Genomic DNA, 13212 nt, shown 5'->3' with positions numbered 1-13212 from the left:
CGCCTTGAAAGCGGGATCAAGCTGGAATCAAGCGCGCTCGAGCGCGAGCGCCACGCCCATGCCGCCGCCGATGCACAGCGAGGCCAGGCCGCGCTTCGCGTCGCGGCGCTGCATTTCATGCAGCAGCGTCACGAGAATCCGGCAGCCCGACGCGCCGATCGGGTGACCGATTGCAATCGCCCCGCCGTTCACGTTGATCTTCGACGTGTCCCAGCCCATCTGCTTGTTCACGGCCAGCGCCTGCGCCGCGAACGCCTCGTTGATCTCCATGAGATCGAGGTCGTTCACCGACCAGCCCGCGCGCTCCAGCGCCCGCTTCGACGCCGGCACCGGGCCCATGCCCATCACCTTCGGATCGACGCCGCCGCTGGCGTACGCCTTGATGCGCGCGAGCGGCGTGAGGCCCAGCGCCTCGGCCTTCTTCGCCGACATCACCACGACCGCGGCTGCGCCGTCGTTGATGCCCGACGCGTTCGCCGCCGTCACCGTGCCTTCCTTGTTGAACGCCGGCTTCAGGCCCGCGAGCGATTCGGCCGTCACGCCGTGGCGCACGAATTCGTCGGTCCTGAACTGCAGCGGCTCACCCTTGCGCTGCGGAATTTCCACCGAGACGATCTCTTCGTCGAAACGGCCCGCCTTCTGCGCGGCTTCCGCCTTGTTCTGCGAGAGCGCCGCAAACGCGTCCTGTTCTTCGCGCGTGATGCCGTATTCCTTCGCGACGTTTTCCGCCGTCACGCCCATGTGGTACTGGTTGTACACGTCCCACAGGCCGTCGACGATCATGCTGTCGATGAGCTTCGCGTCGCCCATGCGGAAGCCGTCGCGCGAGCCCGGCAGCACGTGCGGCGCGGCGCTCATGTTCTCCTGGCCGCCGGCCACGACGATGTCCGAATCGCCCGCGATGATCGCGTTGGCCGCGAGCATCACCGCCTTCAGGCCCGAGCCGCACACCTTGTTGATCGTCATGGCGGGAACGGCCGCGGGCAGGCCCGCCTTGATCGATGCCTGGCGCGCCACGTTCTGGCCCGAACCGGCCGTCAGCACCTGACCCATGATCACGTCGCTCACCTGCTCGGGCTTCACACCCGCGCGCTCGAGCGCGGCCTTGATGACGATCGCGCCCAGGTCGGGCGCCGCCACCTTCGCGAGCGAACCGCCGAATTTGCCTACTGCCGTACGTGCGGCCGAAACGATCACAATGTCAGTCATGTTGAGCTCCTGCTCTGCAAATGCGCTGAAAAATCGATGTCTGGAAAGCTGAGCCGGCAAACGCCGCGCCTTCGTCGTTCATTCACGACGAAGACGCGTGTTCGACGCGCAGTGGCGTATTGCCGGCGGGCAGGAACGCGAATCAGGCCTTGGCCGGGCTGGCCTTGGCGGCAACCGGCTGGACCGCGACCGGCGCGACTTCCTGGGCGGAAGCCACGACGTTCTGGAAACCGCTCTGGGCCGTTTCGATGGCCTGGCGGGTCACGCCGCGCAGCGTTTCGGCGGCGTTGTTGACGGCGGCGAAGGTCGAGTTCATGGCCGCGACGAACGGCTCCACGCCCACGGGCGCGTTTTGCGTCAGGCCTTCGGAGAAGTCCTTGAAACGCTGCTCGTTTTCGCCCGATTGCGCCTGGGCGGCTTGAATCAACTCGTTTTGGGTCGTCGTCGCGATGTCGACGAGATGGCGGCCGTACGACAGGGCCTTGGCGGCGGCTTGCTGCGACGCACCAATTTGCTGCGTCAGGAACTCGGCGGGATTGCCGCTTTCGAGGGCGCCCTTGAGCGTCGCTTCGCTTTCTGCGATGGCAGCCTTGCTGGCCTGGACGTTGAGGTCGATCACGGCCTGCACGCCCTCGACAACGGGCTTCGTGAGCGCAAAGAACGCTGCGACGCCAGCCTGGTAGTTCGCGCGGAATTGTTCGGGTGCGGAAACGGACATCAGCTCATACTCCTTGGTTAGTCTTACTAATTAAAGCGCCAACCCCCGATGGCCTGACTTGCGGCTGTATTCCTATGGTTTGAAAACTAATGTTGCATCGCCGCAGTCGATCTCGAGTGTCCATTCTAAGACAGAAATTTAACAATTTTGTGGCGATTCATATTAGGTAGAAACCCTTAATGTAAGTCTTTCGGGTTCGGAAATTGCAGTTGTCAAGCAACCCCTCTCGAGACCGGTAAATTCGCCGCTGAGCGCGGAAATTGCATGGTGAATAAATGGTCCGCGACGGATTTTCCCCGCGGCGCCGTTTAAGTCCTTATAGGGGCTGTTGGCCCCTCTGCATCAAGGGAGAGAAATCATGACCCGCAAACCACTGCGTTCGTCACTTGCCGCCGCTCTGCTCGCCTCCACCGCAACGGCCGCGCTCGCACAGCCCGTGGTCGTCGAGCCGAATGAGGCGCCACGGCAGCCCATGGTCGTCGAGCCCAATGAGCCGCCGCAGCAGCCCGTGATGGTCGCGCCGACGTCGCCGCCGCCTCCGCCGCGGGAAGAAGCGGCTCTCCCGGCGCGCCAGGGTTACGTGTGGCAGTCCGGCCACTGGCGCTGGGACCGGGGCGTGTACGTCTGGGAACCGGGCCACTGGGAAGAAGCCCGCTCGGGGTACAACTGGGTGCCGGGGCACTGGGTCGAGGACGGCCCGAACTGGCGATGGATTCCGGGCCACTGGGCATAGTGCCGCTCGAGCGGCATCAGGCCTGAGTGCCCGACTTCAAACTGGGAAACGACTATGACGGCGCGGCAGCGGGTTCGCCTGCGGTTCCATCGTTGCAGACCGACAAGGCCGGGAAGGCCTTGAACGAACGCGATCCGGACGCGGAACTCGTCGCGCGTGTCGGCGCGCGTGATCCGCTTGCCGTGCGCGCGCTCGTCGCGAGCAAGCTGCCGCGCCTCATCGCACTCGCCACACGCATGCTCGGCGACCACAGCGAAGCCGAAGACGTCGCTCAGGAAGCGTTCGTGCGGATCTGGAAGCAGGCGCCCACCTGGCGCACGGGCGAAGCGAAATTCGATACATGGCTGCATCGCGTGGCGCTCAACCTCTGCTACGACCGCTTGCGCGGACGGCGCGAAGAGACCGTAGAAGACGTGCACGCCGTGAGCGAGCCGGCACCCGATCCCGCGGGCTCGCCCGACCAGCAGATCGAAGCGCGCACGCGCGACGAGCGCGTGCGCACCGCACTCGCGGCGTTGCCCGTGCGCCAGCGCGAAGCGCTCGTACTCACTTACTATCAGGAGCTTTCGAACCTCGAAGCAGCCAGCCTGATGGAGATTTCGGTGGACGCGCTCGAAAGCCTGCTGGCGCGCGCCCGGCGCACCCTGCGCGCACAACTGGCCGGCGAAGCCGCCGGTAAGGACTCCGTATGACACCCGAACGATTCCACATGCTCGTCGCGGCTTATGGCGCCGACCCGCAACGCTGGCCGCAGCACGAGCGCGAAGACGCGCTCGAATGGGCCCGCGCGCATCGCACCGAAGCCAACGCGGCGCTCGACGAAGCCATGGCGCTCGACAGCTGGCTCTCCCGCGACATGGTGGCGCCGCCGGGGCGCGCGCTCTTCGAGCAGATCGTTGCGGGCGCACCGGTGAAGCCCGTTGCCGCCGCGAAGCGCCGCAGCTTCTGGTGGTCCGGCGCGGCGTTCGCGGGCGTGGGCCTCGCGGGCGCGCTTGCAGGCGCGCTGACGATATCGTTCGTCGTGCTCGGCGGCACGGCGCCCGCCGCCCCCCACGAGACGTATCTCAGCACGAGCTTCGGGGGGACCAGTTCGGACTGGAGCGAATCGAACCTCAACCCTGGCGCCGAAGGGAGTGACGAATGAACGGCTGCTCATGGAAAACGCTGCTCGTCGGCTCGGTCGTCCTGAACGTTTTTCTGCTCGGCGCAATTGCGGGCGGTGCGTGGCGCTGGTTCGCCGTACGCAGTGAGCCGCAGGCGCAGGCGACGCAGCGCGTGGCGTTGCGCTTCGCCGCCGAAGCGCTTTCGCCGGAACGCCAGCAGCAGTTCGCCCAGGCGCTCAAGTCCTCGCGCCGCGAAGGCAGCCAGTACGCGCGCGACGGACGCGACGGTCGGCGCGAGGTGCTCGACCTGCTCGCCGCGCCGCAACTCGACCGCAACGCCATCGACGCCGCGCTCACGCGCACGCGCACCGCCGACAGCGCGTTGCGCGCGCAAATCGAACGCGGCGTGGTCGATTTCGCGGCGACGCTCACGCCCGAAGAACGCGTGAAGTTCGTCGAAGGGCTCGAAAAGCGCGGCCAGTGGCGGCTACCGGCGCAGCAGCAAAAGCAGCCGCAGAAGGCGGTAAGCGAGGCGAGCGGCGCCCAGTAAAGTATTTGGCGGACCAGCGACGGATACCGCGTGCGATGAGCGTTTAACGGGAATACGCAACGCTCCATCGAGCACAAGGACCGCGCATGGAAAGCCTTTCGAATGCCCGCGCCGGCGCGATCGCCATGAACCGCTTCGGCCTCGGCGCGCGCGCCGACGAGACGCCGCCCGCCAACCCTCGAGGCTGGCTGCTCGGCCAGTTCCAGGCATACGAACCGCTGCCCGCGGCATGGCGCAACGAGCCCGGCGCGCTGGCGCTCGCTGCGCGCTTCGGGGAAGAACGCCAGCAAGGTATGGCGGGCAATGCGGCAGCAAGCGCGGCTTCGGAGACGAACGCACAAGGGAACGCGCAACAAGCCGCACGCCGCGCAGTCAATCAGGCGATCCGCCGCGAGAGCGTGGGCATCTACCGCAGCGCGGTCAACGCGCGCCTCACGAGCGCCTTGCAGAGCGACACGCCGTTCGTCGAACGGCTCGTGCACTTCTGGTCGAACCACTTCGCCGTATCGGTGGACAAGGCATTGATTGCAGGCATTGCGGGCGCATTCGAAATGGAAGCGATCCGGCCGCACGTGCTCGGTAATTTCGCGGACATGCTGGTCGCCGTCGAGCAGCACCCTGCCATGCAGCTCTTTCTCGATCAGACGCGCTCCGTTGGGCCCGACAGCCGCGCCGCGCTGCGCGCCGATCAACGCGACCCCGCGCACAAGCGCGGCCTCAACGAGAACCTCGCACGCGAGATCATGGAGCTGCACACGCTCGGCGTGCGCACCGGCTACACGCAGGACGACGTGACCGAATTCGCACGTGCGCTGACGGGCCGGAGCGTGGCGGGTTTACGCGGGCCGCAGCCCGGCAATGCCGCGCCCGGCAGCTTCGTGTTTCGCCCCGCGCTGCACGAGCCGGGCACGCGCACCGTGATGGGCAAGCGCTACGATCAACTGGGCGAGCAGCAGGCGCTTGCCATCCTCAACGACCTCGCGCACGCGAGCGCCACGAGCCGCCATATTGCGTTCCAGCTCGCCCGCCACTTCGTCGCCGACAATCCGCCGCCCGCACTTACCGAGCGTCTCGCACTCGCCTTCGAGCAAAGCGGCGGCGATCTGCCCACCGTGTATCGCGCGCTCGTTGAAGCGCCGCAGGCGTGGGCACCCGTCGACGCGAAGTTCAAGACACCGTGGGAGTGGACCGTTTCGTCGATGCGCGGTCTCGGCTGGCGCGAACCCGGCGACGCCGGCGAGATCAACGCCGCGCCGCTGCTCACGCAACTCGGCCAGCCGGTGTGGCGGCCAGGCTCGCCCGCCGGCTACGACGACATCGCGGCAAGCTGGGCCGCGCCCGATGCGCTCGTGCGCCGCGTGGAAGTCGCGCAGCGCTTCTCGGCGCGCGTGGGCGACCGGCTCGACCCGCGCACGCTCGGCAACACGCTCATGGGCGCCACGCTCAGCGCGCCCACCGCCACCGCGGTCGCGCATGCCGAAAGCGCGTCGACTGCGATCGCCTTGCTGCTCGTCTCGCCCGATTTCCTGAGGAGATAACCGCCATGGTTTCCCGCCGCCATTTCCTGCGCATCGCCGCCGCCGGCGCGGGCGCGATGCTCGTCGCGCCGCAGATCGTGTTCGCCAGCGTCGAGACCGAGCGCCGCTTCGTGTTCGTGATCCAGCGCGGCGCGGCCGATGGGCTGAACATCGTCGTGCCCTACGCGGAGCCGGCCTACGCCACGCTGCGCGGCCCGCTCGCCATCGACATCGACAAGGCCGCGAAACTCGACGGCACGTTCGCGCTGCATCCGTCGCTCGTGCAGATGGCGCAGATGTATGGCGAGAAGCAGGCGCTCTTCGTGCATGCGATCGCTTCGCCGTATCGCGACCGCTCCCACTTCGACGGACAGAACGTGCTGGAAACCGGCGGCCGCGCGCCCTACCAGGTCAAGGACGGCTGGCTCAACCGGCTCGCCGCCATGCTGCCTGCCTCGCGCGAAAATGCCATTGCGTTCGCGCCTACCGTGCCGCTCGCGCTGCGCGGCACGGTGCAGGTGAGTTCGTACGCGCCCTCGGCGCTGCCCAGCGCATCCGACGATCTGCTCACGCGCGTTTCCGCGCTTTACGACGGCGATCCGCAGTTGCGCGCGCTCTGGACTTCGGCGATGAACGCACGCGGACTCGCGGGCGACGTAAGCGCCCGCCAGGACCCCGCGAGCGTCGGCAAGCTTGCGGCGAGCTTCCTCGCGCGCCCCGATGGCCCGCGCATCGCCATGATCGAAACCGGCGGATGGGACACGCACAGCGCACAGAACGCGCGGCTCGCGAATCAGCTAAAAGCGCTCGACACGATGCTCGCCTCGCTGCGCGACGGACTCGGCCCCGCGTGGGACAAGACCACGGTGCTCGTCGCGACCGAGTTCGGCCGCACGGCCGCGGCGAACGGCACGGGCGGCACCGACCACGGTCAGGCTTCGGCGGCGATGCTGGTGGGCGGCGCCGTGGCGGGCGGACGCGTACAGGCCGACTGGCCGGGGCTGCGCAGCGCGGATCTCTACGAGGCGCGCGACCTCAAGCCCACCGCCTCACTCGATGCATTGATCGCGGGCGCGGCCGCGGAGAGCCTCGGGCTCGATCCACAGCGCACGGCGTCGACGTTATTCGGAGATTCGGGCACAAAAAATGCGACTACGGGTTTGATAAGGGCATGAACGGTTGGAACAGCGAAACACGACGGCGCACCGCTTTACGTGGACCCGGATGCCGCTACGCGGCGAGCCTGGCCAGCCGTTCGGATAACCAACCAATTTCAGTCAGTGGAGGACTCCCGCCATGAAGATAAGACTACTGCACCCCGTGACCCTGGTCGCCTGCGCCGCCCTGCTTTGCGCATGTATCGTGGAGCCGGCCCACCCACCGGAGCCGGTGCCGCGCGTCGAGACGCCGCCACCCGCACCCGCCGAGGGCTATGCCTGGTCCAAGGGACACTACCGCTGGGAAGGCAATCAGTGGGTGTGGATTCCGGGGCATTGGGTGCAGGGCTACTAACAAGGAGATTTAACAGGGACTACTGAGTATTCGTATTGCGGCGGTCAAATTGCATCCAACGGATAAATCGGCCGCCGCACCTCGTTGAATTCGAGCTTGCCGCAAACAGGATCTGTCAACGACGCGCCCGCATTCGATCACTTCGCGCGCGCTGATCGCAGCGGACGCCAGGGAGGAGGAAGCCATCAAGCAGATCAAGCAGGCGATCCTGCAACCCGACGCCGACTACTACATTTGCGGCCCCATTCCCTTCATGCGCATGCAGCACGATGCGCTCAAGAATCTCGGCGTTCACGAAGCCCGGATTCACTACGAAGATTCGCCGATGGAATGGCCAACGCTTCGCCATCCTTATCGTATAGAGCCCGCGCGCCCTCACCTGCGCAGCGCCTCGCCGGAACATTCGATCATCCCGCGAATCAAGCGGCTGCGTGCGGAAGCGCGCGACCACAGAATGCCGAAGCGTCGCGGCTCGGTTGCCTCGGCCAACGGCAGACGCGCGAGCCGCAAGCCCTTCGTAAGCGGCGTGCCGATATCGGGCACAAGCGAGACGCCAAGACCGCGATCCACCATCAGCGCTATCGCCATCAGCGAGTTCAGTTCGAACAGTTCACGCGGCGCGATCTTCGCACGGCGCAAATATTGGTCGGCCTGCTTGCCGCCGCCCAGCGCGCGATCGTAGCGAATGAACGGCTCGCGGCGCAGCAGGTCGTGCGGATCGGCGCGCGCGAACTTCGCCGGCGCGAGCACGACGATGGGCTCCTCGCGCAGCAGATGCCAGTCGTACGTCTTCGGCAGCGCGAAGGCGGGATGCAGGCAAATCGCCACGTCCACCTCGCCGCGCTGCAAGGCCTCGAAGAGTTCCATCGAGGTGCCCGCGCGTATCAGCAGCTTGACCTGCGGGAAAGCCGCGGCGAAGCGCGCCAGCACGTCGGGCAGCACGCTCAGCAGCGCCGACGTGATGGTCCCCACGCGCAGCTCGCCGCCCATTTCCTGCTCCTGCGCCAGCGCTTTCAACTCGTCGAAACCCCGCACGAGCGAGCGGGCGCGTTCCACCACGCGCTGGCCCGCCTCCGTGGGAATGACCGTGCGGCCCGCGCGCATGACGAGCGCCACGCCCAGTTCGCGCTCCAGCGCCTGGATTTGCTGCGCGATCGCGGCGGGCGTCACGCCCACGCGCCGCGCGGCCTCCGCCATCGACCCGCTCTCCACCACCAGCAGCAGGTTACTCAGGAAACCGGTGTCCATAAACGTAGCTTCTCTATGGTTTAAAGATAGATTCGCATAGTTTATCTAAATCGTTGCCGATCGTAGACTGCCCTTCAGTGGTGATCTATACGGAACGCATGGAGATGAGAAGCAAGTTGTTCGTGCCGGCATCGCGCCCGGAGCTGTTCGAAAAGGCGCTCGGCAGCGCCGCGGACGCGTTGTCGTTCGACCTGGAAGACTCGGTTGCCCCTGCGCGTAAACCCGAAGCGCGTGAGGCGCTGCGCACGCTACTCGTGTCGCCCGCCGTACGCGAGCGCGGCAAGGTGCTGATCGTGCGCGTGAACGCGCTCGACACGCCGTGGTTCGCCGACGATATCGTCGCCGTGGTTCAACCGGGCCTCGATTACGTGAATCTGCCGAAACCCGAATCCGCCGACGACGTGTGCGCCGCCGCTGCCGCGATCGAGCGCGCGGAGCGCGCCAATGGCGTGAGCCGCCCCGTGAAGCTGTTGCTCAACGTCGAATCGCCGCGCGCGCTGCGTGAAGCGGCGACGCTCGCCTCCGCGCATGCACGCGTGGCGGGCCTTCAACTGGGTCTTGGCGACCTGTTCGAGCCGCTCGGCATCGCGCGGCGCGACCCGGCGGCCATTCAGCAAGCCATGTTCAGTCTGCGGCTAGCCGCGGGCGAAGCAGGCGTATTCGCCTACGACTCGGCTTTCGCGAATATCAAGGATGCCGAAGGGTTTCGCGCCGAAGCCGAACTGGCCCGCTCGCTAGGCTTTCTCGGCAAGAGCTGCATCCACCCGAGCCAGATCGCGCTCGCCAACGACGTGTTCCGCCCTTCCGAAGAGGAAATCGCCCACGCGCTGCGCGTGGTGGAAGCGGCGCGCAACGCCGAACGCGACGGCGTGGGCGCTTATGTCGTGGACGGCAAGATGATCGACGCGCCTTTCGTCGAGCGCGCCCGTGCCCTCGTGCAGAGCGCCGAACGGCTTGGACTCATTGCATCCGCAACGTCGAGCGGGGTGCGCCAATGAGCCAGCCTGCCGCATCGAATGCAGCGCCGCGCGGCCCGCTCGCGGGCGTGCGCGTGCTCGACCTGAGCGCCTATATCGCGGGCCCGTATGGCTGCACCCTGCTCGCCGACCAGGGCGCGGACGTCATCAAGATCGAGCCGCCCACGGGCGACAATCTGCGCAAGTATCCGTCCACGCTCCAGGCCGAGAGCCGCGCCTTTCTCGGCGTCAATCGCGGCAAACGCGGGCTCGTGCTCGACCTGAAACAATCCCGCGCGCAGGAGGTGCTGTTACGCCTCGTCGAACAGGCCGACGTGCTCGTGCACAACTTTCGCCCCGGCGTGCCGGCACGGCTCGGCATTGCCTGGGAACAACTGCGCGAAGTGAACCCGCGGCTCATCTACTGCGCAGTCACCGGCTACGGCGACCAGGGCCCGAACAAGGACAAGGCCGGCTACGACCAGGTGCTGCAAACCATGACGGGCATGTGCGCGCTGCAGGGCAAGAGCGATGGCCCGCCCGAGATTCTTTACGGCTCGGTGGTCGACTACTACGCCGCCGCGCTCGTCGCAGCGGGCGTATCCTCCGCGCTGTTCGAGCGCGAGCGCAGCGGCGCGGGCCAGTACGTGGGCGTTTCGCTGCTGCGCAGCGCGCTCACCATGCAGTCCGCGCGCATGATCTGGGCCGACGACGAGCCGAAGGACGTTGGCCGCGACATGCGTTCGGGCGGCATCACCGGTATTCATCCCACGCGCGAAGGCTGGCTCTACATCTCCGCGAACACGCCGCATTTCTGGCAGGCGCTCTGCGAAAAAACCGGGCTCGCTGCACTCGCGCAGAACGAGCGTTACGATTCGGTGCGCAAACGTGCCGAGCATCGCGACGAGATCGTGCCGCAACTGCACGCCGCGTTGCAGGCGCGCAGCGCGCTCGAATGGGAAGCGCATTTTGGCGAGGCGGTGCCCTGCGCGGCGGCGCGCACCGTCGAAGACATGTTCGACGATCCCCAGGTGCTCGCAGAGGAGATGGTCACGCGCTACGACTATCCCGGCGTGGGCGCGTATCGCGGCTTTCGCGAGCCGATTCGCTTCGGCGCGACGCCTGCGCCGGACCCGATCGCCGCGCCCGCCTTCGGCGAGCACTCCGATGTGGTGCTGCGCGAGGCCGGCTGGAGCGATGCCGATATCGAACGATTGAGAAACGAGCACGCCGTGCTCTGAATACACAAAGCCGCATCCGCGCGCATCCATGCCTTTGGGTGCGCGCGGCAAACAAGGAGACAACGCGATGGAGCGTGAGCAGCATGTCCATACCATCGACGCCCCCAGGGCGCGCATAGCGGCGCCCGCCTTCGCGTGCGATTCGCACATCCACATCTACGATCGCCGCTTTGCGGCCTCGCCCGGCAACGGCGCGCATATCGTCGATCGCGCGACGGTCGAGGACTATCGACGCGTACAGGAACGCACCGGCACGCAACGTACCGTAATCGTCACGCCGCGGCCCTACGGCACCGATAACTGCGTGACGCTCGACGCGATCCGCCAGTTGGGCATCGACAATGCCCGCGGCGTAGCCGTCCTGCGCCCCGAAGTGAGCGACGCCGAACTCGACATGCTCGACCGCGGCGGCATACGCGGCATCCGCTTCACGTTGTACACGCCGCATCAGGCGGTCGTGACCTTCGACATGGTCGAGCCGCTTGCGCAGCGCATTGCCGAACTCGGCTGGCATGTGCAGTTGCACTGGACCGCCGACCAGATTGTCGAGCACGAAGCCTTGCTCACTCGCCTGCCCTGCAAGATGGTGTTCGACCACCTCGCGCGCCTGCCCCTGCCCGCGGGCACCGCGCACCGCGCGTATGGTGTGGTGCGCCGTCTGGCCGCTTCGGGGCGCGTATGGGTCAAGCTCTCGGGCGCCTACCTCGATTCGCAAGTGGGCCTCGCAGGCGGCTACGCCGACCTCGCCGACACAGCACGCGCATGGTCCGCGCTGCTGCCGGAGCGCACCGTGTGGGGCAGCGACTGGCCGCACGTGACGGAGGCGCACAAGCCCGACACCGCCGCGATCTTCGATCTGCTCGGCGCGTGGGTCGACGACGAAGCGGCGCGCAAGCGGATTCTCGTCGACAACCCCGCCGAACTCTACGGCTTCGCCCGATGAACTAGCGCCACTGCGCCCCCCGATACAAACAGCCGCGCGCCAGGTACGTGCGGCCACTTTCAGCACCAGGAGACGAAACGTGAAGTCCACCGCTACCGCCGCACCCGTACGCAAGACACGCTTTACCGACGCGACGATCAGCCTGTTCGAGCGCACCATTCCCGACCCGTTCGTGCTCGCGATTCTCATCACCGCGGTCGTGGCCGCGCTCTCGGCGATGTTCGCCCCGCATGCGACGCTCAACACGCTCGTGGTCGGGTGGTACAAGGGCTTCTTCAATATCCTCACGTTCGCCTTCCAGATCACGCTCGTCCTCGTCACCGGCCACGCCTTCGCTCACGCCGCGCCCGTGCAGCGCGTGTTCAAGGCGCTCGTGGGCATCGCCCGCACGCCGGTGCAGGCAGCGGCGCTCACCTTCCTGCTAGTAGCCGTGGCCTCGTTCTTCAACTGGGGCCTCGGTCTCGTGGTGAGCGCGCTGCTCGCGCGCGAAGTGGCCAAGCGTATGCACGTGGACTTCGCGTGGATCGTCGCCGCGGGCTTTTCGGGCTGGGTGGTGTGGGCGAGCGGCATTTCCAGCTCCATCGCACTCGCGCAGTCCACGCCGGGCAGCGCGATGAACGTCGTGCAAAAGCTCACGGGCGAAGTGCTGCCGTTCAACGACACCGTGTTCACGGCGTTCAACCTCGTACCCGTGGTCGTGATGCTGGTCGCCACGCCCATCGTGCTCGCACTGCTCAAGCCGCGCGATGAAGACGCCGTCGTGCTCGACATCGAGAAGAACCCCGACCCGGAACCGCGCAAGCGTCCCGAAGGCAAGCTGAGCTTCGCGAAGTGGCTCGAATACTCGTGGATCGGCAGCGCATTCATCGGCCTCGTGGGCGTGACGTTCCTCGTGCTCGCGCACATCGAGCACATCGAAGCGTTCTCCGGCGTGAACGCCGTGATCTTCGTGATGTTCATCGCGGGCGTGATCCTGCATGGCTATCCACTCGCTTACGCGGATGCGGTCAAGAACGCCGCCAAACAAACCGGCTCGATGATGCTGCAATACCCGCTCTACGGCGGCGTGATGGGCATGATGGACGCCACGGGCCTGCCCAACGTGATCTCGCACTTCTTCATCGCGATCTCGAACACGCACACGCTGCCGTTCTGGAGCTATGTGTGCTCGCTCATCGTCACGTTCTTCATTCCGAGCGGCGGCGGCCACTGGGCCGTGCAGGGCCCGTTCGTCGTGCCCGCGGCGATCGCGCTGCATGCTTCGATGCCCGCAACCACCATGGCCGTCGCCATGGGCGAGCAGGTCTCGAACATGATGCAGCCCTTCTGGGCCGCGCCCGTGGTCGCGATGGCGGGCATCGGCGTGCAGCGCGTGCTGGGCTTCACGGTCATGACGTTCCTGCTCGGCACCGTGGTGTTCGGCGCGGCGCTGCTGCTGCTCGTTTGATGCGCATTCTTCCCTGAAACGAACAAAGAACAAGG

Annotated in this window: 14 protein-coding genes and 1 pseudogene; 12 read left to right on the top strand and 3 right to left on the bottom strand. The window is 66.7% G+C overall.

Annotated features, from left to right (window positions below):
* Positions 1 to 27: 27 nt before the first annotated feature.
* Positions 28 to 1209 (bottom strand): acetyl-CoA C-acetyltransferase, encoded by a 1182-nt coding sequence (locus tag AB3X98_RS04850; RefSeq protein ID WP_342945703.1) that lies wholly within the window; start codon positions 1207 to 1209, stop codon positions 28 to 30.
* Between the two features lie 142 nt (positions 1210 to 1351).
* Positions 1352 to 1927, bottom strand: coding sequence for a TIGR01841 family phasin (phaP, locus tag AB3X98_RS04845; RefSeq protein WP_342948735.1), 576 nt, complete (start codon positions 1925 to 1927; stop codon positions 1352 to 1354).
* A 472-nt stretch (positions 1928 to 2399) separates the two neighbouring features.
* Between phaP and AB3X98_RS04840 the strand changes: the two genes are divergently transcribed.
* The 8 genes and pseudogenes from AB3X98_RS04840 to AB3X98_RS04805 all read left to right on the top strand — a co-directional run.
* Positions 2400 to 2660 carry a hypothetical protein gene (locus tag AB3X98_RS04840; protein ID WP_368602824.1) on the top strand — a complete coding sequence of 87 codons (261 nt, stop codon included), beginning with the start codon at positions 2400 to 2402 and terminating at the stop codon, positions 2658 to 2660.
* A 92-nt stretch (positions 2661 to 2752) separates the two neighbouring features.
* On the top strand, positions 2753 to 3352 hold the full coding sequence (locus AB3X98_RS04835) for an RNA polymerase sigma factor (protein ID WP_368602825.1): 600 nt from the start codon (positions 2753 to 2755) through the stop codon (positions 3350 to 3352).
* On the top strand, positions 3349 to 3804 hold the full coding sequence (locus tag AB3X98_RS04830; protein WP_368602604.1) for a hypothetical protein: 456 nt from the start codon (positions 3349 to 3351) through the stop codon (positions 3802 to 3804). Before AB3X98_RS04835 ends, AB3X98_RS04830 begins: the two co-directional genes overlap by 4 nt.
* Positions 3801 to 4313, top strand: coding sequence for a periplasmic heavy metal sensor (locus AB3X98_RS04825; RefSeq protein ID WP_069263466.1), 513 nt, complete (start codon positions 3801 to 3803; stop codon positions 4311 to 4313). Before AB3X98_RS04830 ends, AB3X98_RS04825 begins: the two co-directional genes overlap by 4 nt.
* An 86-nt stretch (positions 4314 to 4399) precedes the next feature.
* Positions 4400 to 5851 carry a DUF1800 family protein gene (locus AB3X98_RS04820; RefSeq protein ID WP_368602605.1) on the top strand — a complete coding sequence of 484 codons (1452 nt, stop codon included), beginning with the start codon at positions 4400 to 4402 and terminating at the stop codon, positions 5849 to 5851.
* Positions 5848 to 7005 carry a DUF1501 domain-containing protein gene (locus tag AB3X98_RS04815; protein WP_368602826.1) on the top strand — a complete coding sequence of 386 codons (1158 nt, stop codon included), beginning with the start codon at positions 5848 to 5850 and terminating at the stop codon, positions 7003 to 7005. Before AB3X98_RS04820 ends, AB3X98_RS04815 begins: the two co-directional genes overlap by 4 nt.
* Before the next feature lie 121 nt (positions 7006 to 7126).
* The gene (locus tag AB3X98_RS04810; protein ID WP_083245185.1) at positions 7127 to 7342 is read left to right on the top strand and encodes a YXWGXW repeat-containing protein; all 216 of its coding nucleotides are present in this window, start codon (positions 7127 to 7129) and stop codon (positions 7340 to 7342) included.
* Between the two features lie 193 nt (positions 7343 to 7535).
* A pseudogene (locus AB3X98_RS04805) lies at positions 7536 to 7658 on the top strand (nitric oxide dioxygenase); the annotation flags it as partial.
* Between the two features lie 59 nt (positions 7659 to 7717).
* Here AB3X98_RS04805 and AB3X98_RS04800 read toward each other — a convergent pair.
* Positions 7718 to 8590 carry a LysR family transcriptional regulator gene (locus AB3X98_RS04800; protein WP_069263452.1) on the bottom strand — a complete coding sequence of 291 codons (873 nt, stop codon included), beginning with the start codon at positions 8588 to 8590 and terminating at the stop codon, positions 7718 to 7720.
* A gap of 104 nt (positions 8591 to 8694) precedes the next feature.
* Between AB3X98_RS04800 and AB3X98_RS04795 the strand changes: the two genes are divergently transcribed.
* The 4 genes from AB3X98_RS04795 to AB3X98_RS04780 all read left to right on the top strand — a co-directional run bounded on the left by AB3X98_RS04795 (position 8695) and on the right by AB3X98_RS04780 (position 13177).
* Positions 8695 to 9588, top strand: coding sequence for a CoA ester lyase (locus tag AB3X98_RS04795; protein ID WP_368602606.1), 894 nt, complete (start codon positions 8695 to 8697; stop codon positions 9586 to 9588).
* Positions 9585 to 10787 (top strand): CaiB/BaiF CoA transferase family protein, encoded by a 1203-nt coding sequence (locus AB3X98_RS04790; protein ID WP_368602607.1) that lies wholly within the window; start codon positions 9585 to 9587, stop codon positions 10785 to 10787. The genes AB3X98_RS04795 and AB3X98_RS04790 overlap by 4 nt, the downstream gene beginning before the upstream one ends.
* Before the next feature lie 67 nt (positions 10788 to 10854).
* Entirely contained in the window at positions 10855 to 11730 is an 876-nt protein-coding gene (locus tag AB3X98_RS04785) for an amidohydrolase (protein WP_368602608.1), read from the top strand.
* A 79-nt stretch (positions 11731 to 11809) separates the two neighbouring features.
* Positions 11810 to 13177: a short-chain fatty acid transporter gene (locus tag AB3X98_RS04780; protein WP_368602609.1), complete on the top strand. Its 1368-nt coding sequence runs from the start codon at positions 11810 to 11812 to the stop codon at positions 13175 to 13177.
* The last annotated feature ends 35 nt before the right edge of the window (positions 13178 to 13212 follow it).

This window comes from Paraburkholderia sp. BR14312, assembly GCF_040948675.1.
In the GTDB taxonomy this organism is placed as follows: Bacteria; Pseudomonadota; Gammaproteobacteria; order Burkholderiales; family Burkholderiaceae; genus Paraburkholderia; species Paraburkholderia nodosa_A.
The sequence above is the reverse complement of the archived record's forward strand: the minus strand, read 5'-3'. Positions and strand labels throughout refer to the sequence as shown.

Coding starts and splice junctions, on each gene's coding strand:
- AB3X98_RS04850 (WP_342945703.1), bottom strand. CDS start 1,209: ATGACTGACATTGTGATCGTTTCGGCCGCACGTACGGCAGTAGGCAAA.
- phaP (WP_342948735.1), bottom strand. CDS start 1,927: ATGTCCGTTTCCGCACCCGAACAATTCCGCGCGAACTACCAGGCTGGC.
- AB3X98_RS04840 (WP_368602824.1), top strand. CDS start 2,400: ATGGTCGTCGAGCCCAATGAGCCGCCGCAGCAGCCCGTGATGGTCGCG.
- AB3X98_RS04830 (WP_368602604.1), top strand. CDS start 3,349: ATGACACCCGAACGATTCCACATGCTCGTCGCGGCTTATGGCGCCGAC.
- AB3X98_RS04825 (WP_069263466.1), top strand. CDS start 3,801: ATGAACGGCTGCTCATGGAAAACGCTGCTCGTCGGCTCGGTCGTCCTG.
- AB3X98_RS04820 (WP_368602605.1), top strand. CDS start 4,400: ATGGAAAGCCTTTCGAATGCCCGCGCCGGCGCGATCGCCATGAACCGC.
- AB3X98_RS04810 (WP_083245185.1), top strand. CDS start 7,127: ATGAAGATAAGACTACTGCACCCCGTGACCCTGGTCGCCTGCGCCGCC.
- AB3X98_RS04800 (WP_069263452.1), bottom strand. CDS start 8,590: ATGGACACCGGTTTCCTGAGTAACCTGCTGCTGGTGGTGGAGAGCGGG.
- AB3X98_RS04795 (WP_368602606.1), top strand. CDS start 8,695: ATGAGAAGCAAGTTGTTCGTGCCGGCATCGCGCCCGGAGCTGTTCGAA.
- AB3X98_RS04790 (WP_368602607.1), top strand. CDS start 9,585: ATGAGCCAGCCTGCCGCATCGAATGCAGCGCCGCGCGGCCCGCTCGCG.
- AB3X98_RS04785 (WP_368602608.1), top strand. CDS start 10,855: ATGGAGCGTGAGCAGCATGTCCATACCATCGACGCCCCCAGGGCGCGC.